The 24,089-nt window shown below is 70.8% G+C and carries 10 protein-coding genes; 8 read left to right on the top strand and 2 right to left on the bottom strand.

What is annotated here, in order from left to right; translation table 11 throughout:
- Together ACZ4UB_RS38020 and ACZ4UB_RS38015 are read right to left on the bottom strand one after the other, a co-directional pair.
- Positions 1-4,462: type I polyketide synthase (locus tag ACZ4UB_RS38020; protein ID WP_468077631.1), on the bottom strand; the 4,462-nt coding region annotated here is incomplete at its 3' end.
- A gap of 136 nt (positions 4,463-4,598) precedes the next feature.
- Positions 4,599-15,533, bottom strand: coding sequence for a type I polyketide synthase (locus tag ACZ4UB_RS38015; RefSeq protein ID WP_468077629.1), 10,935 nt, complete (start codon positions 15,531-15,533; stop codon positions 4,599-4,601).
- 584 nt (positions 15,534-16,117) lie between these two features.
- Here ACZ4UB_RS38015 and ACZ4UB_RS38010 point away from each other — a divergent pair.
- The 8 genes from ACZ4UB_RS38010 (at position 16,118) to ACZ4UB_RS37975 (ending at position 23,984) form a co-directional block, all read left to right on the top strand.
- On the top strand, positions 16,118-17,578 hold the full coding sequence (locus tag ACZ4UB_RS38010) for an NDP-hexose 2,3-dehydratase family protein (protein ID WP_468077627.1): 1,461 nt from the start codon (positions 16,118-16,120) through the stop codon (positions 17,576-17,578).
- Complete coding sequence (locus tag ACZ4UB_RS38005) at positions 17,569-18,600, top strand: Gfo/Idh/MocA family protein (protein ID WP_468077625.1); 1,032 nt, start codon at positions 17,569-17,571, stop codon at positions 18,598-18,600. The genes ACZ4UB_RS38010 and ACZ4UB_RS38005 overlap by 10 nt, the downstream gene beginning before the upstream one ends.
- Positions 18,600-19,337, top strand: a complete 738-nt coding sequence (locus ACZ4UB_RS38000; protein WP_468077623.1) for an NAD-dependent epimerase/dehydratase family protein — start codon at positions 18,600-18,602, stop codon at positions 19,335-19,337. The genes ACZ4UB_RS38005 and ACZ4UB_RS38000 overlap by 1 nt, the downstream gene beginning before the upstream one ends.
- Positions 19,338-19,433: 96 nt before the next feature.
- Positions 19,434-20,687, top strand: a complete 1,254-nt coding sequence (locus ACZ4UB_RS37995) for a glycosyltransferase (protein WP_468077621.1) — start codon at positions 19,434-19,436, stop codon at positions 20,685-20,687.
- A gap of 52 nt (positions 20,688-20,739) precedes the next feature.
- Positions 20,740-21,486 (top strand): thioesterase II family protein, encoded by a 747-nt coding sequence (locus tag ACZ4UB_RS37990; RefSeq protein WP_468077619.1) that lies wholly within the window; start codon positions 20,740-20,742, stop codon positions 21,484-21,486.
- Between the two features lie 232 nt (positions 21,487-21,718).
- On the top strand, positions 21,719-22,462 hold the full coding sequence (locus tag ACZ4UB_RS37985) for a TetR/AcrR family transcriptional regulator (protein ID WP_468077618.1): 744 nt from the start codon (positions 21,719-21,721) through the stop codon (positions 22,460-22,462).
- A gap of 93 nt (positions 22,463-22,555) precedes the next feature.
- Entirely contained in the window at positions 22,556-22,900 is a 345-nt protein-coding gene (locus ACZ4UB_RS37980; RefSeq protein ID WP_468077616.1) for a hypothetical protein, read from the top strand.
- A 10-nt stretch (positions 22,901-22,910) separates the two neighbouring features.
- The gene (locus ACZ4UB_RS37975; protein ID WP_468077614.1) at positions 22,911-23,984 is read left to right on the top strand and encodes a M14 family metallopeptidase; all 1,074 of its coding nucleotides are present in this window, start codon (positions 22,911-22,913) and stop codon (positions 23,982-23,984) included.
- The last annotated feature ends 105 nt before the right edge of the window (positions 23,985-24,089 follow it).

Genomic DNA, 24,089 nt, shown 5'->3' with positions numbered 1-24,089 from the left:
ACAGACCCATCACCCGGTCACCCACCGCGAGCCCCGTCACACCAGGACCCACCTCGGTCACCACACCCGCACCCTCACTACCGAACAACGCCTCGTGGTGCGGTACGACACCCAACGCCACCAGCACGTCACGGAAGTTGACCCCGGTGGCGCGTACGGCGACCCGCACCTGACCCGCTCCGAGGGGCTCGGCGGCGCGCGGAGCGGCCACCAGACGCAGCCCGTCCAAGGTGCCGCCCGTGTCCAGCTCCACGCCCCACGCCTCGACCCCGGGAAGGGCCAGGGCGTCTCCGCTGGACGGGGTGACCCGGCCCAGGCGGGGTACGGACACGGTTCCGGAACGTACGGCGAGGAAGCTCTCGCCCGTGGCCACCGCACCGGCGACCGCGGCGGGCAGAGCGGTGGCGGACGCCGGCGCGTCGTCCAGGTCGACCAGCAGGAAGCGGTCGGGGTGTTCGGAGTGGGCCGTACGCACCAGGCCCTGGACCGCCGCGTGCCCCGGGTCGGGCCGCTCGCCGGCCGCGACGGCCGAGCCGCCGCGGGTCACCACGGCGAGCCTGGCCTCCTCCAGTTCCGGCAGGGCCAGCCACTCCTGCGCGGAGGCCAGCACGGAGGCCAGCAGTTCACGGATGACGGCGGGGGCGGCAGCGGTGTCGTCGACGTCCGGTCGCGGGCAGGGCAGGAGCACGGTCGCGGGCACGGCGCCGCCGCTGCGGACACTCGCGGCGAGCGCGGCGAGGTCCGCGTACCGTGGCAGATCGAGGCCCGGCAGCCCTTCGCCGATGACCGCGGTCGATCCGTCGACATCAACCTGCTCCGAACCACCGCTCACCAGCGCCCAGTTGACCTCGTAGAGCGAGTCGACGCCCTGGCCCACGAGCGCGTCCGCGGTCAGTGGCCGCGAGGTGAGGGTCTCGATGGTGAGCACCGGCAGCCCGGTGTGATCGGTCAACTGCACCGAAAGGGCGTCCTCGCCCATCGGCGTCAGCCGGGCCCGGACCGCGGTGGCACCGGTCGCGTGGAGACGGACCCCGGCGAACGAGAACGGCATCATCCGCTCGCCCTGCCCTTCCAGCAGGGTCACCAGACGCGTCTGCAGCGCCGCGTCGACGAGGGCGGGGTGCACCCCGAACCGGCCGGCATCCCGCGCGGCTTCCTCGGGCAGGACGACATCGGCGAACAGCTCCTCGCCGCGCCGCCACACCGCGCGGATGCCCTGGAAGACCGGGCCGTAGCCGTACCCCGTGGCTGCCAGGCGCTCGTACAGCCCGTCGATGTCCACGGCCTGCGCGCCGGCCGGCGGCCAGACGGTGTCCTGCACGGACGGCTCTTCGACGGGTGCGGCGACCAGCAGGCCCTCGGCGTGACAGGTCCACTCGGTGTCGTCATCTTCCCCGGGGCGGTACGCCCGGGAGTGCAGCCGCACCGCGCGCCGGCCCTGCTCGTCGGGCGTTTCGACGGAGACCTGGAGGTCGACCGCCGTGTCACCGGTCGGCACGACCAGCGGGGAGTGCAGGACGAGTTCGTCCAGCAGCTCGGCGCCCACGCTCTCACCGGCCCGCAGCATCAACTCCATTACGGCGGCCCCCGGCACGAGCGCCCGGCCCATGACCACGTGGTCGGCCAGCCAAGGGTGGGTGTGCAGGGAGATGCGGCCGGTCGAGACGTGGCCGTTGCCGTCCGCGAGAGCGATGCCGACCGCCAGCAGGGGGTGGCCGAGCGCGGAGAGCCCGGCGCCGGACGTCCCCACGGTGCCGGTCCCGCCGTCCAGCCAGTAGTGCTTGGTCTGGAAGGCGTAGGTGGGCAGCGCGACCCGGCGGGCCTCGCTCCCCTCGAAGACCACAGACCAGTCGGGCGTACCGCCCCGCACCCACAACTCGGCGAGCGAGGACAGGAATCGACGACTACCACCCTGATCGCGGCGCAGGGTGCCACCCGCGAACACCTCGACGCCCATCGCCTCACCGGTCTCCTCGACCGGAGACGTCAGCACCGGATGCGCACTCACCTCGATGAACGTGACGTGACCGTCGCCGATGAGCCCGCGCACCGTCTCTTCGAACCGCACCGGCTGCCGCAGATTGCGGAACCAGTACTCCGCATCAGCCACACCCGCCTCAAGGAGCCCACCCGTCACGGTCGAGTACATCGGGACCTGGGCCGGGCGCGGGGTCACGGAAGCGGCCAGCTCAAGCAAAGCCTCACGCAACTGCTCCACCTGCGGAGTGTGCGACCCGTAATCCACCGGAATGCGACGAGCCCGCACGTCGTCGCGCTCGCACGCGGCCATCAGCTCGTCCAACGCTTCGGCCTCACCGGCGACGACCGTGGACCGCGGACCGTTGATCGTCGCCACACTCACCCGACCGGACCACGGCTCGATCAGCTCCAGCGCGGCATCCTCCGCCAACGGCAGCGACACCATGCCACCCCGGCCCGCCAACTCCCGCCCGATCAACTGACTCCGCAACGCGACGATCCGCGCACCATCCTCGACCGACAGCACCCCCGCCACCACAGCAGCCGCCAACTCACCCTGGGAATGCCCCACTACAGCAGCAGGCTCGACGCCGTGCGCACGCCACACCGCCGCGAGCGACACCATGACCGCCCACAACATCGGCTGGACCACATCCACCCGGTCGTAGGACGGCGCGCCCTCGCGCTCCCGCAGCACGTCCTCCGGCACCCAGTCCACGAACGCCGTCAACGCGGCCGCACACTCACCGAACCGCTCCGCGAACACCGGCGAAGAATCCAGGAGCCCGACCGCCATCCCGGCCCACTGCGCACCCTGACCCGGGAAGACGAACACCACACCGTCTTCCCTGTCCGCGCGCACCCCGGACACCACGCCCTCAGCGGGCTCACCCGCCGCCACCGCCGCCAGAGCGGCCAGCAGCTCCTCACGATCCGAGCCCAGCACCACCGCCCGGTGCTCAAGACCCGCCCGCGACGACACCAACGCATGACCGACATCCACGAGCGACACATCAGCCACCGACGACGTCACGAACTCCCTCAGACGCACCGCCTGTTCACGCAGCGCCTCAGCCGACCGGCCCGAAAGCGCCCACGGCACCACACCCCCGACAGGCTCGCCCACCGGGGCCTGCTGCTGCTCCTCCACGGGAGCCTGTTCCACGATCACGTGGGCGTTCGTACCGCTCACACCGAACGACGACACACCCGCACGCCGTACCCGACCCGTCTCCGGCCACGCACGTCCCTCGGTCACCAACTCCACCGCGCCCGACGACCAATCCACCTTCGGCGTCGGCTCGTCCACGTGCAAGGTCTGCGGCACCACACCATGCCGCATCGCTTCCACCATCTTGATCACGCTGGCCACGCCCGCGGCGGCCTGCGTGTGACCGATGTTGGACTTGAGCGAGCCGAGCAGCAGCGGCTTGTCCTCGGGCCGGTCCTGGCCGTACGTCGCCAGCAGCGCCTGCGCCTCGATCGGGTCGCCCAGGGCCGTGCCGGTGCCGTGCGCCTCGACGACGTCGACCTCGGATGCCTTCATCCCCGCGCTCGTCAGCGCCTGCCGGATCACACGCTGCTGCGCGGGGCCGTTGGGCGCGGTCAGTCCGCTGGAGGCGCCGTCCTGGTTGACGGCCGAGCCACGGATCACGGCGAGAACCTGATGCCCGTTGCGCCGCGCGTCGGAGAGCCGCTCGACCAGTAGCAGGCCCACGCCCTCGGCCGCGCTCATGCCGTCGGCGGACGCGGCGAACGCCTTGCAGCGGCCGTCGCGTGCCAGGCCCTGCTGCCGGCTGAACTCCGTGAACAGGTCGGGCGTCGACATGATCGCGACCCCGCCCGCGAGCGCCATCGAGCACTCGCCGTTGCGCAGCGCCTGGATCGCGAGGTGCAGAGCGACCAGTGAGGAGGAGCAGGCCGTGTCCACCGTGACGGCGGGACCGGTCAGGCCGAAGCTGTAGGAGATGCGCCCCGAGGCCACGCTGCCCGCGGTGCCCGTCATGGCGTGGCCCTCGACCTCTTCGGGGATCGCGGGCAGCCTGCTTCCGTAGTCGCGGAAGCTGGAGCCGATGAAGACGCCGGTCTTGCTGCCCTCCAGGGCGTCGGGGGCGATGCCGGCACGCTCGAAGAGCTCCCAGGAGGTTTCCAGCAGGAGCCGCTGCTGGGGGTCCATGGCGAGCGCCTCGCGCGGCGAGATCCCGAAGAGGCCCGCGTCGAACTGCCCCGCGTCGTGCAGGAATCCGCCCTCGGCCACGTACGAGCTGCCGGGGCGCTCTCCGGTCACGTCCACCAGGGATCCCGCGTCCCAGCCGCGGTTGGTGGGGAGTCCGGTGATGGCGTCGCCGCCCTCGGAGAGCAGCCGCCACAGGTCCTCGGGAGAGGCGACCCCGCCGGGGAACCGGCAGCTCATCCCGATGATCGCCATCGGCTCGCCGACCACCGACTCCGCGGCCTGCAGCCGCGATTGGGTCTCCTTCAGCTCGGCGGTGACCCGGGTCAGGTAGTAACGGAGCTTCTTGGCGTCGTCCATGCTTGCGTGCCCCCGAAAGTGAGACGGAAGAGTGCGTGCGCCCCGCGGGAAGGCGCGTGTCGGAACCGCGGCGTCGATCAGGGGCTCAGGAGATCCCGAACTCTTTGCCGATGTACTTGAAGAGGTCGTCGTTGCTCGCGGATTCGAGGTCCTCGGCGTCGACGATGTCCTCGTCGTCCGCACCTGGTCCGGTCGCGGTACGCAACAACTGCCGCAGCCGACCCGCCAGTTCGAGCCTGGAGGGATCTCCGTCGGGCAATTGCCCCAGGAGCGCCTCGATCTGGTCGAGTTCGGCCGTGCCGGGAGCCGGCGCTTCCGTGGAGCCCTCGGTCCCGTCCTCGTCGCCGAACAGTGCGTCGCCGAGGTAGCGAGCGAGTTCGTGCACGGTCGGACAGTCGAAGACGATCGTGGCGGGCAGCCGCAGACCGGTGGCCGCGTTGAGCCGGTTGCGCAGTTCCACGGCGGTGACCGAGTCCAGGCCGAGTTCCAGGAAGCGGCGCCGGAGTTCCACCGTCTCCGCGGAGTCGTGGCCGAGCACGGCCGCGACCTGCCTACGGACCGTCGTGCGCAACTGCCGTTCGCGCTCGGCCGGCGGGAGGTCGGCCAGCCGCTCGGACAGCGTGAGGGTGGTGGCCGCGTCGGTGGGTTCGTCCCGCGCGAGTACGGCGCGGGCCTCCGGCAGTTCGTCGAGCAAACGGCTGGGCCTGGCCGCGGTGTAGGAGTACGCGAACCTCTCCCAGTCGATGTCCGCGATCACGAGGCTGGTGTCGCCGTGGGCGAGCGCCGCCTCCAGTGCGACGGTGGCGCGCTCCGGCTGGAGCAGCGGCACGCCGTGCCGGATGCTGGTGTCGCCGACCACGTCCCGGCCCGCCATGCCGCCCCTGGCCCAGGAGCCCCAGGCCACGGAGGTGGCCACGAGCCCCTGCGCACGGCGGTACTGGGCGAGGGCGTCCAGGTAGGCGTTGCCCGGCGCGTAGTTGCCCTGGCCGGCCATGCCGACCGTGCCCGCCAGCGACGAGAACAGCACGAAGGCGGAGAGACCCAAGTCCTGTGTCATCTCGTGCAGTTGCTGTGCGCCGGCTGCCTTGACCCGCAGCACGCGGTCGAGCTGCTCGGGCGTCAGCGCGGTGAGCGCCCCGTCGTCCAGTACGGCCGCGGTGTGCACCACAGCGGCCAGCGGGCAGTCCTCGGGCACCGAGTCCAGCAGGCGGCGCAAGGCCTCCGGGTCCGCCACGTCGCAGGCGACCGTGGTGACGCGGGCTCCGGTGGCGGCCAGTTCGGCTTCGAGCTCGGTGGCGCCGGGGGCCGTCCCGCCCTGCCTGCTGACGAGCAGCAGGTGCTCGGCGCCCTGAGCGGCCAACCGCCTGGCGACCTCGCTGCCGAGTGCGCCGGTGCCGCCCGTGATCAGTACCGTGCCCTTGCCCGGCGTCCAGCCGTCTCCCACTGCGCCGGTGCGAGGCGCGCGGACGAGCCGGCGCCCGTAGGTCGCGGTCGAGCGAACCGCGACCTGGTCCTCGTCGGCCTCGGCCGCGAGCACCTCGCAGAGCCGTGCGAGGGCGCGCGCGTCCGGCTCCCGCGGGAGGTCGACCAGACCGCCCCAGCGGGTCGGCAGCTCCTGGGCCGCCACCCTGCCGAGGCCCCAGACCAGCGCCTGTGCCGGGCTGGTGAGCGGGTCCCGCTCACCGATGGACACCGCGCCCTGGGTGACGCACCACAGTGCGGCGTCCGAGTCGACGGCCTCCAACTGCTGGAGCAGCGCGAGGTTCTGGGCAAAGCCGGCCGGGGTGGCGGGCGCGTCCGCGAGCGGGCTCTCGTCCTGCGCGAGCAGCGACAGCACACCGGCCGCCCCGGAATGCGCGGCCAGGGCCTCGGCCCACGGACGCCCGCCCTGCCCTGCGTCCTCGGCTCCTCGCACGACCAGCGGTTCGACCACGGCCCCCTGGGCGCGCAGGGCCCCGGCCACTGCCTCGTACAGCGCGCCGTCGAGCTGGTCCGGGGTGACGGCGACCAGCCAGGTTCCGGACAGGACGCCCTTGGGGCCGGAGGGCAGCGACTTCCAGTGCGCCCGGTATCGCCACGACTCCATGCTGACCGCTTCGGCGTGCCGCTTGTGCCAAGCGGAGAGCGCGGGGAGTACGGACGTCAGCCCGGTCTGGGCCTCGTTCAGCCGCAGCGTCTTCGCGAACCCCTCCAGGTCCTCGCGCTCCACCACCTCCCAGAAGGCGGCGTGCGGATCCGCGCCCGCCGCGGCGCGGGCCGGAGCGGTGTCGAACCAGTAGTGCTTGGTCTGGAACGCGTAGGTCGGCAGTTCCACCCGCCGGGCCCCGGTACCGGCGAACACCGCCTGCCAGTCCGGCACCCCACCCTGCACCCACAGCTGGGCCAGGGAACTCAGCCACCGCTCCGGACCGCCCTGATCGCGGCGCAGGGTGCCACCCGCGAACACCTCGACGCCCATCGCCTCACCGGTCTCCTCGACCGGAGACGTCAGCACCGGATGCGCACTCACCTCGACGAACGTGACGTGACCGTCGCCGATGAGCCCGCGCACCGTCTCTTCGAACCGCACCGGCTGCCGCAGATTGCGGAACCAGTACTCCGCATCAGCCACACCCGCTTCAAGGACACCACCCGTCACGGTCGAGTACATCGGCACATCACCCGCACGCGGCACCACCGGAGCAGCCAGCTCCAGCAAAGCCTCACGCAACTGCTCCACCTGCGGAGTGTGCGAGCCGTAATCCACCGGAATACGACGAGCCCGTACACCATCGCGCTCGCACACGGCCATCAGCTCGTCCAGCGCCGCCGCCTCACCGGCGACGACCGTGGACCGCGGACCGTTGATCGTGGCCACACTCACCCGACCGGACCACGGCTCGATCAGCTCCAGCGCCGCATCCTCCGCCAACGGCAGCGACACCATGCCACCCTGCCCCGCCAACTCCCGGCCGATCAACTGACTGCGCAACGCGACGATCCGCGCACCATCCTCGACCGACAGCACCCCCGCCACCACGGCGGCAGCCAACTCACCCTGCGAATGGCCGACCACGGCCGCCGGCCGGACGCCCGACGCACGCCACACCGCCGCGAGCGACACCATGACCGCCCACAACATCGGCTGGACCACATCCACCCGATCCAACGACGGCGCACCCTCACGCTCCCGCAGGACATCGACCGGCACCCAGTCCACGAACGCCGTCAACGCGGCCGCACACTCACCGAACCGCTCCGCGAACACCGGCGAGGAATCCAGCAACCCCACCGCCATACCCGCCCACTGCGCACCCTGACCGGGGAACACGAACACCACGTCCGACGCGCCCTCGCGCCGCACCCCGGACACCACACCCTCAGCGGGCTCACCCGCCGCCACCGCCGCCAAAGCCGCCAGCAGCTCCTCACGATCCGAACCCAGCACCACCGCCCGGTGCTCAAGACCCGCCCGCGACGACACCAACGAATGACCGACATCCACGAGCGACACATCAGCCGACGACGACGTCACGAACTCCCGCAACCGAACCGCCTGCCCACGCAGCCCCGCAGCCGACTTCCCCGAAAGCACCCACGGCACCACACCCCCCACAGGCTCGCCCACCGGGCCCTGCTCCTGCTCCACCACCGGGGCCTGCTCCACGATCACATGCGCGTTTGTCCCGCTCACACCGAACGACGACACACCCGCACGCCGTACCCGACCCGTCTCCGGCCACGCACGCGCATCGGTCACCAACTCCACCGCACCCGCGGACCAATCCACCTTCGGCGTCGGCTCGTCCACGTGCAGGGTCCCCGGCACCACACCGTGCCGCATCGCCTCCACCATCTTGATCACACCGGCGATGCCGGCGACGGCGGAGGTGTGGCCGATGTTCGACTTCAGCGAGCCGAGCAGCAGCGGCCGGTCCTCGGGCCGGTCCTGGCCGTACGTCGCCAGCAGCGCCTGCGCCTCGATCGGGTCGCCCAACGTGGTGCCGGTGCCGTGCGCCTCGATCACGTCGATGTCCGACGCTCCGAGCTGCGCGTTGGCCAGCGCCTGACGGATGACTCGCTGCTGCGACGGCCCGTTCGGCGCGGTCAGGCCGTTGGAAGCGCCGTCCTGGTTGACGGCCGAGCCGCGGATCACGGCCAGCACCTGGTGGCCGTTGCGCTGTGCCTGGGCCAACGGCTCCAGGAGCAGCACCCCGACACCCTCGCCCCAGGCCGTGCCGTCCGCTGCCGCGGCGAAGGGCTTGCACAGGCCGTCGGGGGCGAGGCCTCGCTGTTGGCTGAACTCGGTGAAGACGCCCGGGGTCGATATCACCGTCACTCCGCCGGCGAGCGCCATCGAGCACTCGCCGTTGCGCAGCGCCTGCACCGCCAGGTGCAGAGCGACCAGCGAAGAGGAGCACGCGGTGTCCACCGTCATGGCGGGGCCCGTCAGCCCGAAGCTGTAGGAGATGCGCCCCGAGGCCACGCTGCCCGCGGCGCCGGTGAACAGATAGCCCCCGGATTCCTGGGCGTTGGTGGCGTCGGCGCCGTAGCCGTGCGGGACGGCGCCGACGAAGACACCGGTCCTGGTGCCGCGCAGCGTCTCCGGGTCGAGCCCGGCACGTTCCAGGGCCTCCCAGGAGGTCTCCAGAAGGAGCCGCTGCTGCGGGTCCATGGCCACGGCCTCGCGCGGCGAGATCCCGAAGAAGCCCGCGTCGAACTGCCCGGCGTCGTGCAGGAATCCGCCCTGGTCGACGTAGCTGGTCCCCGCTCGCGAGGAGTCCGGGTCGTACAGCGCGTCGAGGTCCCAGCCACGGTCCTGCGGCAGGCCGGAGATGACGTCCTGCCCGTCGAGCAGCAGCCGCCACAGGTCCTCCGGCGAGCGAATGTCGCCGGGGAAGCGGCAGCTGGTGGCCACGATGGCGATGGGCTCGTCGCCGGACGTGCCGAATGTCGTACGAGAGCGCAGGGCGGCGGTCTCCACGTCGTCGCCGTCCGAACCGTCCGTGCCGAGAATGCGGTCGCACAGGTGCTCCGCGAGCCGCAGCGGCGTCGGGTAGTCGAAGACGGCCGTCTGCGCGAGGGGCTGCCCGATCGCGATCCCCAGCCGGTTGCGCAGGTCCACGGCGGTCAGTGAGTCGAATCCTGCCTCGCGGAAGGCCCGGCCCACCTCGACCTCCTGCGCCGAGGCCCAGCCGAGTACGGCCGCGGCCTGGGTGCACACCTCGTCCAGCACGATGCGCAGGCGCCGGCCGGCGGTGCGCGCGTCGAGCACCTTCTGCCGGAAACCGTCGACCGGTTCGGCGAGCGGAGCCGAAGGCAGCTCCACCTGGACGGGTGCACCGGCGGCCGAGGGCGCGAGCCAGTAGCGGTCGCGCTGGAAGGCATAGGTGGGCAGCTCGACCGGCTCGGTGCCGGCGGCGACCGGGGCGTAGACCGCCGACCAGTCGGGAGTTCCGCCCCGCACCCACAACTCGGCGAGCGAGGACAGGAATCGACGGCTGCCGCCCTGATCGCGGCGCAAGGTGCCGCCCGCGAACACCTCGATGCCCATCGCCTCACCGGTCTCCTCGACCGGAGACGTCAGCACCGGATGCGCACTCACCTCGATGAACGTGACGTGACCGTCGCCTATGAGCCCGCGCACCGTCTCTTCGAACCGCACCGGCTGCCGCAGATTGCGGAACCAGTACTCCGCATCAGCCACACCCGCCTCAAGGAGCCCACCCGTCACGGTCGAGTACATCGGCACATCACCCGCACGCGGCACCACCGGAGCAGCCAGCTCCAGCAAAGCCTCACGCAACTGCTCCACCTGCGGAGTGTGCGAGCCGTAATCCACCGGAATACGACGGGCCCGTACGTCGTCGCGCTCGCACGCGACCATCAGCTCGTCCAACGCTTCGGCCTCACCGGCGACGACCGTGGACCGCGGGCCATTGATCGTGGCCACACTGATCCGACCCGCCCAGGGCTCGATCAGCTCCAGCGCGGCATCCTCCGCCAACGGCAGCGACACCATGCCACCCTGACCCGCCAACTCCCGGCCGATCAACTGACTGCGCAACGCGACGATCCGCGCACCGTCCTCGACCGACAGCACCCCCGCCACCACGGCGGCAGCCAACTCACCCTGCGAATGACCGACCACGGCCGCCGGCCGGACACCCGACGCACGCCACACCGCCGCGAGCGACACCATGACCGCCCACAACATCGGCTGGACCACATCCACCCGATCCAACGACGGCGCACCCTCACGCTCCCGCAGCACGTCCTCCGGCACCCAGTCCACGAACGCCGTCAACGCAGCCGCACACTCACCGAACCGCTCCGCGAACACCGGAGAGGAATCCAGGAGCCCGAGCGCCATCCCGGCCCACTGCGCACCCTGCCCCGGGAAGACGAACACCGCGCCGCCCGGCTCGCCGGACACCCGGCCGCTGACCACATGGGCAGCGGATTCGCCCGTCTCCAGTGCGTCGAGTCCGGCCAGGAACGTCTCGCGGTCCTCCGCCACCACGACCGCGCGGTGTTCCAGCGCGGACCTGGTGGTGGCCAGGGCGCGCCCCAGCTCCTCGTCCGTCGCCCCGCTGTCGGCGGCGACCCGCCGCAGGCGCGCGGCCTGTGCGCGCAGTCCTGCCGCTGTGCGGCCCGAGACGATCCAGGGCAGCGGACCGCCTTCGCGCAGCCGCGCCCCGGGCACGGGTGCCGCCGCGGGTGCCGCAGCGTCGACGGGTGCCTGCTCGACGATGACGTGGGCGTTGGTCCCGCTGATGCCGAACGAGGAGACACCGGCTCGCCGGACCGGGCTGGCCTCGGGCCACGGGGTGCTCTCCGTGGCCAGGCGCACCGCTCCGGTGGACCAGTCCACCTCGGGCGTCGGTCCGTCGACGTGGAGCGTGGCCGGCACGAGTCCGTGCCGGATGGCCAGTACCGACTTGATGACGCCCGCGACACCCGCCGCGGCCTGCGTGTGGCCGATGTTGGACTTGAGCGAGCCGAGCAGCAGCGGCCGGTCTTCGGGCCGGTCCTGGCCGTACGTCGCGAGCAGCGCTTCCGCCTCGATCGGGTCGCCCAGCGCGGTTCCGGTGCCGTGCGCCTCCAGCATGTCCACGTCGGCGGCGCCGAGCCCGGCGCTGGCCCAGGCGTCCCTGATGACCTGCTGCTGGGAGAGCCCGTTGGGCGCGGTGAGGCCGTTGGACGCGCCGTCCTGGTTGATCGCGGAGCCGCGTACGACCGCGAGCACCCGGTGGCCGTTGCGGCGTGCGTCGGAGAGCCGCTCGACCAGCAGCATCCCGACGCCTTCCGAGAAGCCGGTCCCGTCGGCGGCGCCGGCGAAGGCCTTGCAGCGGCCGTCGAGCGCAAGCCCCTGCTGGCTGGTCATTTCGGTGAAGATGCCCGGGGTCGACAACACGGTGGCGCCGCCGGCGAGGGCCAGCGAGCATTCGCCGCGCCGCAGGGACGCCACGGCCAGGTGGAGCGCGACCAGCGAGGACGAGCAGGCGGTGTCGACGGTGAGCGCGGGTCCGGTCAGTCCGAGCACGTAGGCGATGCGGCCCGAGGCGACGCTGGTCGTCTTGCCGGTGAGCATCAGACCGTCGAGCGTCTCCGGGGCTTCGTGCAGCCGGGGGCCGTACTCCTGGTCCATCGCGCCGACGAACACGCCGGTCCGGCTGCCGCGCAGCAGTTCCGGATCGATGCCGGCGCGCTCGAGCAGCTCCCACGAGGTCTCCAGGAGAAGCCTCTGCTGCGGGTCCATGGCCAGCGCTTCGCGCGGGGATATCCCGAAGAAGCGAGGGTCGAAGTCCGTGGCGCCGTCGATGAAGCCGCCGACGCCGGTGGTGACGCGGCCCCGGCCGTCCGGGCTCAGCAGCCGATCCAGGTCCCAGCCGCGGTCGTCGGGGTAGTCCGAGATCGCGTCCTGGCCCGCGGCGACGAGCCGCCACAGGTCCTCGGGAGAACTCACCCCGCCGGGAAAGCGGCAGCTCATGGCCACGATGGCGATGGGGTCTTCCGCGCCGTCCACCGCACGGTCGCGGTCGGGCTCGCGCACGGTGACGGCGGCGGGACGCCGCTCGCCGGCATCGTCGCGCAAGGACTCCAGATGTCCTGCCAGCCGGGCCGGGGTGGGGTGCGAGAAGAGGGCGGCCGTGGTCAGCCGCCGGCCCAGCACGGTGTTCAGCCGGCTGCGCAGGTCACCGAGCATGATCGAGTCGAAGCCCAGGTCCTTGAAGGAGCGCCGTACGTCGACGTCCTCCGCGGTGCTGTGCCCCAGCACGGCTGCCGTGTGAGCCCGTACCGCGTGCGAGACGTCTGGCGACACGACGTGTGCACCGCCGGCGCCACCGACCTCGGGGGTGCCGACCGGCGCCACCACGGCGCCCCCGGCCTCGGGGTCGGCGACCGCGCTGTCCAGCCAGTAGCGCTTGGTCTGGAAGGCGTAGGTCGGCAGCGCGACCCGGCGGGCCTCGCTCCCCTCGAAGACCACAGACCAGTCGGGCGTACCGCCCCGCACCCACAACTCGCCGAGCGAGGACAGGAATCGACGACTGCCACCCTGATCACGGCGCAGGGTGCCACCCGCGAACACCTCGACGCCCATCGCCTCACCGGTCTCCTCGACCGGAGACGTCAGCACCGGATGCGCACTCACCTCAATGAACGTGACGTGACCGTCGCCTATGAGCCCACGCACCGTCTCTTCGAAACGCACCGGCTGCCGCAGATTGCGGAACCAATACTCCGCATCCGCCACACCCGCCTCAAGGACACCACCCGTCACGGTCGAGTACATCGGGACCTGGGCCGGGCGCGGGGTCACGGAAGCGGCGAGCTCCAGCAAAGCCTCACGCAACTGCTCCACCTGCGGAGTGTGCGACCCGTAATCCACCGGAATACGACGAGCCCGCACGTCGTCGCGCTCGCACGCGACCATCAGCTCGTCCAACGCTTCGGCCTCACCGGCAACGACCGTGGACCGCGGACCATTGATCGTCGCCACACTGATCCGACCCGCCCAGGGCTCGATCAGCTCCAGCGCCGCATCCTCCGCCAACGGCAGCGACACCATGCCACCCTGACCTGCCAACTCCCGGCCGATCAACTGACTGCGCAACGCGACGATCCGCGCACCATCCTCGACCGACAGCACCCCCGCCACCACGGCAGCCGCCAACTCGCCCTGGGAGTGCCCCACTACAGCAGCAGGCTCGACGCCGTGCGCACGCCACACCGCCGCGAGCGACACCATGACCGCCCACAACATCGGCTGGACCACATCCACCCGATCCAACGACGGCGCGCCCTCGCGCTCCCGCAGGACGTCCTCGGGCACCCAGTCGACGAACGCCGTCAACGCAGCCGCACACTCACCGAACCGCTCCGCGAACACCGGCGAAGAATCCAGCAACCCCACCGCCATCCCGGCCCACTGCGCACCCTGACCCGGGAACACGAACACCACGTCCGACGCGCCCTCGCGCCGCACCCCGGACACCACACCCTCAGCGGGCTCACCCGCCGCCACCGCCGCCAGAGCGGCCAGCAGCTCCTCACGATCCGAGCCCAGCACCACCGCCCGGTGCTCAAGACCCGCCCGCGACGACACCAACGCATGACCGACATCCACGAGCGACACATCAGCCACCGACGACGTCACGAACTCCCTCAGACGCACCGCCTGTTCACGCAGCGCCTCAGCCGACCGGCCCGAAAGCGCCCACGGCACCACGCCGCCACCGGCCACCACGCCGACCGGTCCCGGCTTCGCCACCGGGGCCGGCTGCACTACGGGAGCCTGCTCCACCACCACGTGCGCGTTCGTCCCGCCCAGGCCGAACGACGAGACACCGGCCACCAGCGGTACGTCCGGACGCGGCCAGGGCGTGCGCTCGGTCTGGACCTGGAGGTGCCAGTCGGCCAGCGGGATGGCCGGGTTGGGCGTTTCGAAGTTGAGGCTGGCGGGGAGCTCCCCCGCTTCCAGGGAGAGCAGGACCTTGAGCAGGCCGACGATGCCGGCGGCGCCTTCCAGGTGACCGACGTTCGTCTTGGCCGAGCCGACCTGCAAGGGCGCGTCCGCCGGGCGGGCGGAGCCGATGACCGTGGCGAGCGCGGCGGCCTCGATGGGGTCGCCGACGGCTGTGCCGGTGCCGTGGAGTTCGACGTACTGGATGTCCTCGGGGCGTACGCCCGCCGCGGTGTACGCGCGGCGCAGTACGTCCTCCTGGGCCTGCTGGCTGGGGGTGGTGAGGCTGTCACCGCCGCCGTTGTTGACGGCGCTGCCGCTCAGTACGCCGTGGATGTGGTCGCCGTCCCGCAGCGCCTGCGCCAGTGGCTTGAGGAGGACGAAGCCGCCGCCCTCGCCCCGTACGTAGCCGTTGGCGCGGGCGTCGAAGGTGTAGCAGCGGCCGTCGGGGGAGAGCCCGCCGAACCGGGAGACGCTCAGGGTGCCGTCGAAGCTGAGGTTGAGGTTCACCCCGCCGGCGAGGGCGATCTCGCACTCTCCCGCGCGCAGGCTCTGGCATGCCATGTGGACGGCGACGAGGGAGGAGGACTGGCCCGAATCGACGGTGAGGCTGGGGCCGTTCGCGCCGAGGAGGTAGGAGAGCCGGTTGGCGATCATGCTTCGCTGCAGACCGGCGAGAGTGTGGTGCGAGACCGCTTGCGAACTGCGCTGGCGGGTGAGGGTCGCGTAGTCGTCGTTCATCGCGCCGACGAAGACGCCGGCGCGCAGGGCGGCCATGCGGTCGGGGGTGATGCCGGCGTTCTCCAGCAGTTCCCAGCCCAGTTCGAGCGCGAGGCGCTGCTGGGGGTCCATGGCCGCTGCCTCGCGCGGCGAGATGCCGAAGAAGTCGGCGTCGAACTGGTCGACCCGGTCGAGGAATCCTCCGCGTTCGGAGGTTAACTCCGCTTCTTCGGAGGGGCGTTGTTGCCACCGACCCGAGGGCAGTGGGGTGATGGCGTCGACACCATCACGCAGGAGTTCCCATAATCGCGCAGAAGATTCGGCCTGCGGCAGACGACAGGAGAGCCCGATCACAGCTATTCGATCGGTATCTCCATCGTCATTCCGGCGCACCGAATGAGCACTCCTGGACAATGTGAACCCCCGCTAATCTTCGAATGTTCGCCGAAGCGGTCCCGAACAATCTCCGGGCCAACTCCCAATCCCCACCCGCAAATACACAACTGACGATCGGTGCTGGTTTCGCAATGCACTACACCTATAGAGCAGTTGTCAAGCGCAAGATCGACTCTGTCACATCGCGCCAGACCGGGGCAATGTGATGTGGATCACCTTGCAGCATGCATCTATCCTTCCGAGTAAGGTGCTTGTAAGCGATCCGCGATTCATTCGCCGCGGCGAGCCCTGGATAGTGTTGACAGCCGAGCACTGGAGACGTAGGACTAGCAGGGTTCGGAAAGCGCATGCCCAGCCACACTCCGGATGACACCAAGAGTTGACGGCGCCGGCCCTACAGGGCCTGTTTTCGGACAGTTTTCCGGACAGCGACTGAAGGAGCGCGCCGCCGCAGCCGCCCTCGTTGGATGCCTTCTTCCACTTTTTGCACGCTGGTAACAATCCGCGCCAGGGAACAGCCGGGGAACAAGGAGCGACTACTGATGACGCACGCCCTGCCGGGCAGCGCCGACGTCTTATCCAGGCCCGAGACCCGCTTAGCCAACGGATTAGCCCGCTCCATGCGGGAACCCGATCGGGCCGCGGCCAGCCTCCAGGACTTTCACGCCTGGTTTTCCGCGTACCTCGAAACGGAGAGTTCAGAGATACGCCGCATCCCTTTCAGCGAGCTGAAAGGTTGGCGTTTCGAGGAGCCCCACGGAAACCTCGTCCACGAGAGCGGCAAGTTCTTTTCGGTCCAGGGTCTACGGGTACGGAACGCCCCCGGAGCGGTACCCGAATGGGACCAGCCGATCATCCATCAGCCCGAAGTCGGTGTACTGGGCATCCTGGTCAAGGAATTCGACGGTATACCGCATTGCCTGATGCAGGCAAAGATGGAACCGGGCAACCACAACAAGGTACAGCTCTCGCCCACGGTGCAGGCGACACGGAGCAACTACACCCGCGTGCACGGCGGCCGACCAGTCCCCTATCTCGACTTCTTCCGGAACGCCTCCCGGCACCGGGTACTGGCCGATGTGCTCCAGTCGGAGCAGGGAGCCTGGTTCTACCGGAAACGAAATCGAAACATCATCGTCGAAACGCGCGATGACGTCGAGTTACTGGACGGTTTCCACTGGCTGTCCGTAGGGCAACTGCACGCCCTGCTCTCTGAGCACGACCTGGTGAACATGGACGCACGCACGGTCATGGCCTGCTTTCCGTTCACCTCCCCTTCACCGTCCGGCCCGCGGGCCTTCGCCGGCGCACTCGCCAAATCGCTGGATCCCGGATACGGCTCGCTGCACTCCCCCGGCTCCATCCGCAACTGGTTCACCGGGGCGCGGGCCGGCTCCACGGGCGAAGCGCACCTGGTGGATCTCGGCAGCGTCCGCGACTGGCAGCGCTCCGACGACCGCATCTCGCACGATCGCGGTGTGTTCTTCGACGTGATGGCCGTGGACGTACGGACCGGTAGCCGCGAGGTCTCCAGCTGGACCCAGCCGATGATCGAAGCGCACGGTCAGGGCGTCGCGGCCTTCCTCGTCCAGCGGATCGACGGTGTCCTGCACGTCCTGGCCCGGATCGGCTCCGAACCCGGTTTCATGGACGCGATCGAACTGGCACCCACCGTGCAGTGCACTCCGGAGAACTACGCCGTCCTTCCGGCCGAGGCCGCTCCCCCGTTCCTGGACGAGGTGCTCGACGCCCCCGCCGACAGCGTTCTCTTCGACAGCGTGCTGTCCGAGGAGGGCGGCCGGTTCTTCCACACGCGCAGCCGCTATCTGATCGTCGAACTCCCCGCGGAGCGCGCGCTGGTGGAGCCGGACGACTTCCGTTGGCTGACCGTTCACCAGCTGTCGCACCTCGTGCAGCACAGCAACTACCTGAACATCCAGGCCAGAACCCTGCTCGCATGTCTGCACAGCCTGCTGGGACGCGCCGGAGGAGAATGCACGTGAGTACTTCCCCCTCGCCCGGCCCCCTGCGGGTCGGCGTGCTCGGCGCGTCCTCGATCGCGGCGCGGCGCACCCTGCCCGCGCTGCGCGAGACACCGGACACCACCATCACCGCCATCGCCAGCCGGGAGCGGGCGAAGGCCGAGTCCTTCGCGTCCGCCTTCGACTGCGAGGCCGTGCACGGCTACGAGCGACTGCTCGAACGGGACGACATCGACGCGGTCTACGTGTCCGTCCCCAACGCCCTGCACTCCTCCTGGACGAGATCCGCGCTCGAAGCGGGCAAGCACGTCCTGGCCGAGAAGCCCCTGACCACCTGCGCGGCGGACACCGCCGCGCTGACCCGGCTCGCACGGGAGCGCGGCCTGGTGCTGCGCGAGAACCTCGCCTTCCTCCACCACGGCTTCCACCGGAGCGTGGCCGACCTGGTCGCGAAGGGGCGGATCGGTCAACTGCGGCACGTGGACGCCGCGTTCTGCTTCCCACCGCTGCCCCCGCAGGACGTCCGCTACCGGCCCGAGCTGGGCGGCGGCGCCCTGCTGGACGTGGGCATCTACCCGGTGCGCCTCGCCCAGTACTTCCTCGGCGACGACCTCACCGTCGCCGGGGCCGTGCTGCGCCACGACCCGACCTCGGACGTCGACGTCGCGGGCAGCGCGGTGCTCGCGTCGGCCACCGGCCAGATCGCCACGCTCAGCTTCGGTTTCCTCCACACCTACGGCTCCCGCTACGTCCTGTGGGGCAGCGACGCGCGGCTCACCGTGGACCGTGCCTTCACCCCGCCGGCGACGGCGGCGCCCCTGCTGCGCATCGAGGGGCAGAACCACGCCGAGGAGCTCGTCCTGCCCGCCGAGCACCAGTTCGCGCACTCGGTGGCCGCGTTCGCCGCCGCCGTGCGGAGGACCGTCGCCGCGGGAGCCGACCCGGACCACGACAGCTGGGCCGCCACCACCGTACGGACCGCCGAACTGCTCGACTCCATAGCGCAGTCGGCGATCCGCGTCACCGCCACGGAGGGCATCTGATGGAGATCGTCGGTAACGGCTTCATCGCCCGCAATCTGGCCGAAGTCAGCGAACGCCATCCGCACGCCACGGTGCTGGCCGCCGGTGTCTCCAGCACCAGCGTCCTCGCGGAGGCCGAATTCGCCCGCGAGGCCGCCCTGGTGGAGGAGGTCACCCGCCGGTGCCGCGCCGACGGCCGCCTCGTGGTGTTCCTGTCCAGCGCGTCCCACGCCCTCTACGGCACCGGGGACACGGCGATGGCCGAGGACGTCGAGCTGCGGCCGACCTCGCCGTACGGCAGGCAGAAGCTCCGGCTGGAGCACATCGTCGCCGAATCCGGCACGCCCTGGCTCATCCTGCGGGTGAGTCACGCGATGGGCCGCTGGCAGCGCCCGCACCAGCTGCTCCCCGCCTTCGTCCAGCAGGTGCGCAGCGGCAGCGTGCGGCTGTACCAGGGAGCGCATCGCGACCTGATCGACGCGGCCGACCTGACCCGGGCCGTCGACGGACTGCTCGCACAGGACGTGGACAACGAGGTCGTCAACGTCGCCTCCGGCACGCCGCTGCCCATCGAGGCGGTGATCCACGGCATCGAGAAGCGGCTGGGGCTCTCGGCACGGCACGAGATCGTCGACGGGCCCCTGTCCATCACCCGGGTGTCGGTCGAGAAGCTCTGCAAACTGCTGCCCGAGCTGCGGTCGGTGACCGACGCCGACTACCTCGACCGCATGCTCGACCGCTACGTCCCCCACTACTGAGACACCACAGCACCACGGAAACACCGCGGCACTACAGAAACACCGCGGCAACCGAGCGGCTCCCCCTCCCACTCGTCCCTTTCGTACGGAGAACTCATGCAGGTCACACTCGTTGTCACAGGGTCACGGGGTGATGTCCAGCCCTTCATCGCGCTGGGCACCACCCTGATGTCCCGGGGGCACTCGGTCGTTCTCGCCACCCACGGAGACTTCGAGAAGCTGGTGCGGGAGTCCGGTCTGGACTTCGCCGAACTGCCGGGCAGTCCCAAGGACTTCCTGGCACATCCGGCGCTCACCGAGGCACTGCAGCAGGGCGCCTCGCTCTTCACGGCGGCCCGCAAGGTGCCGCGCCAGACGCAGGAGCACATCCGGCTGCTCGCCTCCCGCATCGCGGAGGCGTGCAAGGGCGCCGACCTGGTGGTCAACAGCGTCCTGAGCCGGATCCTGTTCGAGGACAACGGTACGTCCCCCTGGGCCTCGCTGACCTGGTGGCCGCTGAACCCGACGGGACAGTGGCCGGCCATGATCGTCCCGCAGCCCCGGTTCGGAGCGCGCTACAACCGGCTGACGCACCGGATGGCGGGGCTGCTGGACTGGATCTCCATCCGGGGCTACCGCAAGGAAGCGGACCTGCCCGCGCTGCCCTTCGGTGCTCCCTACCGCGAGCTGGGCCGCGACGTACCGCTGCTGTGCCCGGTCACCCGCGAGATGTTCACCGAGCCGTCCGACTGGCCCGCGCTGTCGCGGTTCACCGGCTACTGGTTCTGGGACCGCGACTGGAGCCCGTCGGCGGAGCTGGTCGACTTCGTGGAGTCGGGCGACGCCCCGGTGTCGCTGTCGTTCGGCAGCATCTGGCCGGTGCACCAGCCGGAGAAGACGCTGGAGAAGGTGCTCGGCGTGGTCCGCTCGCACGGCCGGCGGCTGGTGCTGGTGGGCGGTGGCCCGGACGACGTGCCGGACGACGTGTTCCGCGTCGACGACGTGCACTACCCCTGGCTGTTCCCCCGCTCCTCGGCCGTCATCCACCACGGCGGCTGCAACACCACGGGCGAGGCGCTGCGCTCGGGTACTCCCCAGGTGGTCGTGCCGACCTTCGCCGACAGCCCGTTCTGGGCGGCCCAGGTCCACCGGATGGGTGTGTCGCCGGCGCCCATTCCCTTCTCGAAGTTCACCGCGGAGCGCCTCGACGAGGCACTCGGCAAGGCACTGACCGACCAGGGCATGGCACGACGGGCGGCCAGTGTCGGGGAGGCCGTCCGCGCCGAGAAGGGCACCGAAGCGGCCGTCGACATCCTGGAGGACTGGGTGGAGCGGTGGAACGGCCGCCGGAAGGCGTCCGGCGCCGTATGACCGGGGCCCCGGCGCGCTCCACAGACCCGATGACCAGGGAGTCAGCACGACCATGACCGAGACGACGGAACGCTCCAACAGTTCCATCCGGCGCTTCCACGCCTCCGATGCGGGCGTCCGCCTCGTGTGCTTCCCGCACGCGGGCGGCGCCGCCAGCTACTTCTTCCAGGTCTCCCGGCAGCTGTCGGCGGTGGCCGACGTGCTGGCGGTCCAGTACCCGGGCCGGCAGGAGCGGCGCAAGGAGCCCTTCATCCCCGGCGTCACCGAACTGGCCGAGGTGGTGGTGGCGGAACTGCGCGAGTGGGCCGACCGGCCGCTGGCCCTGTTCGGCCACAGCATGGGTGCACTGGTGGCCTACGAGGTCGCACGCAGGCTGGAGCAGGAGGGCATCAAGCCGGTCGCCCTCTTCGCCTCCGGGCGCGGCGCGCCCTCGCTCTCGCGTGACGACGGCGTGCACCTGCGCGACGACGAGGGGCTGCTCGCCAAGGTGCGGGAGCTGGGCGGCACCGCGGGCGCCCTGCTGGAGGACCCGGACGTGGTGGAGATGCTCATCCCCGCCATCCGCAACGACTACCGGGCGGTGGAGACCTACCGCCACACCCCGGGACCGCCGCTGGCCTGCCCGCTGGTGGTGTTCACCGGCGACGCGGACCCGCAGGTCACCGTGGCGGGGGCGCAGGCCTGGGACGCCTTCACCACCGGTGACTTCGAGCTCAACACGTACTCCGGCGGGCACTTCTTCCTCGATGCGCACGCCGCTCACGTGCTGGGGAAGATCCGCTCCCGACTGGACGGCTGAGCGCCTGCCGTAGCTCCTGGTCCACGGTGTAGCGGGCCGGGAGCTACGCGCGCGGGGCGGCCGGCACGCCGACCTGGCGACCGCGCCGGCTTGGCAGATGCGCCTGGAGCTCGCCGCCAGCCGTGTTGCGCCTGGTCACCCTCCACGTGACGGGCCGGATATTCCGTACAATTATGGACTATATTTTGTTGATATCCCTACATCCGCAGACGCCCGCGAGGGGAGTCCGGACATGGCCGAGCGGGACACCCCGGAGAGACGGGGGCACCTGAGCCGCCCACTGGTGCTCACCGCGGCCGTCGCCCTGGTCGACCGGGAAGGGCTCGCCCGGCTGACCATGCGGCGCCTCGCCACCGACCTGGGCGTGGAGCCGATGGCGATCTACCGGTACACCGCCGGCAAGGAGGCCCTGCTCGACGGCCTGGTCGAGGCCTTCTTCGCCGAGGTCAACGACCGCCTGCGGACCTCGGCCGAACGGACCTCCGGCGACGGGGAGAGCACGTCGAGCCACCCGTCCTGGCGTGCCGAACTGCACCGGATCGCCCGCGCCTTCGCCGCCACGGTGCACGCCCACCCCGAGATCCTGCCCGTGGTGGCCACGCGCCCGCTGAGCGTGCCGGTGGCGCGACGCCCCGCGCCGCTGCTCAAACTGACCGAGCACATCCTCGACGTACTCGGCCGGGCCGGCTTCGACGACGCCACGACGCTGACGATCTACCGCGCGTTCGTGGCCTGGATCCTCGGCTGCCTGCTCGTGGACGAACGACAGACGGTCGACAACCCCGAGGAGCCGGACCTCATGCTCCGCCTGGGCCTGCACCGGATGCCCGCCGCCGAGTACCCGCGGCTGCGCGCACTCGTCCCGCGACTGGCCGAGTACGACGACGAGCGGGAAATGATCGCGGGCCTCGACCGCCTGCTGAGTCGAGTGCCCGAGGCACCCCTTGACGCGTTCTACGGCGGAAGCGCAGGCTGAGAGTACAAAGTACACATCGGACATAAACCCCTGTTCGTCCATACGTCTCGGCACCGCCGACGAGGGCCCGACGGCGCCCGAAGGAGGCCCGTCATGTCCCATGAGCACACGATCCTGCGCGTCCGGGTCACCGCGAAGGACCCCGACACCCTGCGCGCGCTCCTGCGCGACGCGCGCCCCGATGTCGGCGGCCGGGTCGGCCGGGACGAGAACGGCAGTCTGAGTTTCGACGCCTACGTGTCCCCCGAGAAGGCCCGATCCCTCCCCCGCGAGGGCGTGACGGTCACGACCTTGGACTCCGACGCCACGGCCACCGGACGCGCCCGCCAGGCCGAAGTCGGCGAAGGGGACCGGTTCGCCCCCGCGGACGCCGTTCCCCAGGGACTCGCCCGCAAGGCGAAGGACCCCACGGACACGAAGGGCACCCCGTACGCCTAGGAGGGACGCCATGCCGTACCTGAACACCACCGAGGTCGAGTCGGCCGTGGCCAGCCTGGCCACCGCGTTCCCCCAGACCTGCGACCTCATCGCCCTGCCCGAGCACTCCTTCGAGGGCCGGGCCGCCCACGCCCTGCGGATCGGCACCGCCGAGCCCGGGGTCAACGACGCCGTCGTACTGATCGGCGGCGCGCACGCCCGGGAATGGGGCAGTTGCGAGATCCTCGTCAACCTCGCGGCCGACCTGCTGCACGCGCACAGCGGCGGTACGGGCCTCACCTACGGCGGTACCGGTTTCACCTCCGCCCAGGTGCGGGGCATCCTCGACGGACTCGACGTCGTCGTCTTCCCGCTCGTCAATCCGGACGGCCGGCACTACAGCCAGACCGTCGATCCGATGTGGCGCAGGAACCGCGATCCGGCCCAGTCCGGCGGCGACCCGACGGCGATCGGCGTCGACATCAACCGCAACTACGACCACCTCTTCGACTTCGAGACAGCCTTCCACCCCGAGGCCCCGGTCCGGGTATCGGCCGACCCGACCGACCCGGATCAGGTGTACCAGGGACCCAGCGCCTTCTCGGAGCCCGAGACCCGCAACGTCCGTTGGCTGCTCGACGCGTTCCCGCGGACCCGCTGGTTCGTCGACGTGCACAGCTACACCCAGGACATGCTCTACGTGTGGGGCGACGACGACAACCAGTCCATCGACCCGACCAGGAACTTCCGCAATCCCGCCTTCGACGGCAAGCGCGGACTGAAACAGGACCTGCTCTACGCGGAGTTCGTCCCGAAGACCGACGCCGACGACTCCGCCGTGCTCGCCGAGCAGTTCTGCAAGGCGCTCAAAGGCGTCCGGGGCCAGCACTACACCCCGCAGTCCGCCTTCGACCTGTACCCGACCTGCGGAACCAGCGACGACTACGCCTACGCGCGCCACCTCGTCGACCCGCAGAAGGGCAAGATCCTGGCCTTCACGATCGAGTGGGGCAAGAGCTTCCAGCCACCGTGGGCGGAGATGGAGAAGATCGTCCTCGATGTCGACGCCGGGCTCGTGCAGTTCTGCCTGACCGCTCGCAGCTAGGTCCTCTCGCAGCCAGGTCCTGGGGGGGGGGGGGGGGGGGGGGGGGGGGGGGGGAAAAAGGGGGGGGGGGGGGGGGAGTTATGGTGGGGGGGGGGGGTGGCGAGG

It is taken from the genome of Streptomyces sp. NPDC028419 (assembly GCF_055565515.1).
Note: the sequence above shows the minus strand (reverse complement) of the source record. Positions and strands in the feature narration are given on the sequence as shown.

Bases quoted from the DNA above. Each gene is read 5' to 3' on its own strand.
- ACZ4UB_RS38000 (WP_468077623.1), top strand. From the start codon at position 18,600: ATGGAGATCGTCGGTAACGGCTTCATCGCCCGCAATCTGGCCGAAGTC.
- ACZ4UB_RS37995 (WP_468077621.1), top strand. From the start codon at position 19,434: ATGCAGGTCACACTCGTTGTCACAGGGTCACGGGGTGATGTCCAGCCC.
- ACZ4UB_RS37985 (WP_468077618.1), top strand. From the start codon at position 21,719: ATGGCCGAGCGGGACACCCCGGAGAGACGGGGGCACCTGAGCCGCCCA.
- ACZ4UB_RS37990 (WP_468077619.1), top strand. From the start codon at position 20,740: ATGACCGAGACGACGGAACGCTCCAACAGTTCCATCCGGCGCTTCCAC.
- ACZ4UB_RS38010 (WP_468077627.1), top strand. From the start codon at position 16,118: ATGACGCACGCCCTGCCGGGCAGCGCCGACGTCTTATCCAGGCCCGAG.
- ACZ4UB_RS37980 (WP_468077616.1), top strand. From the start codon at position 22,556: ATGTCCCATGAGCACACGATCCTGCGCGTCCGGGTCACCGCGAAGGAC.
- ACZ4UB_RS38005 (WP_468077625.1), top strand. From the start codon at position 17,569: ATGCACGTGAGTACTTCCCCCTCGCCCGGCCCCCTGCGGGTCGGCGTG.
- ACZ4UB_RS37975 (WP_468077614.1), top strand. From the start codon at position 22,911: ATGCCGTACCTGAACACCACCGAGGTCGAGTCGGCCGTGGCCAGCCTG.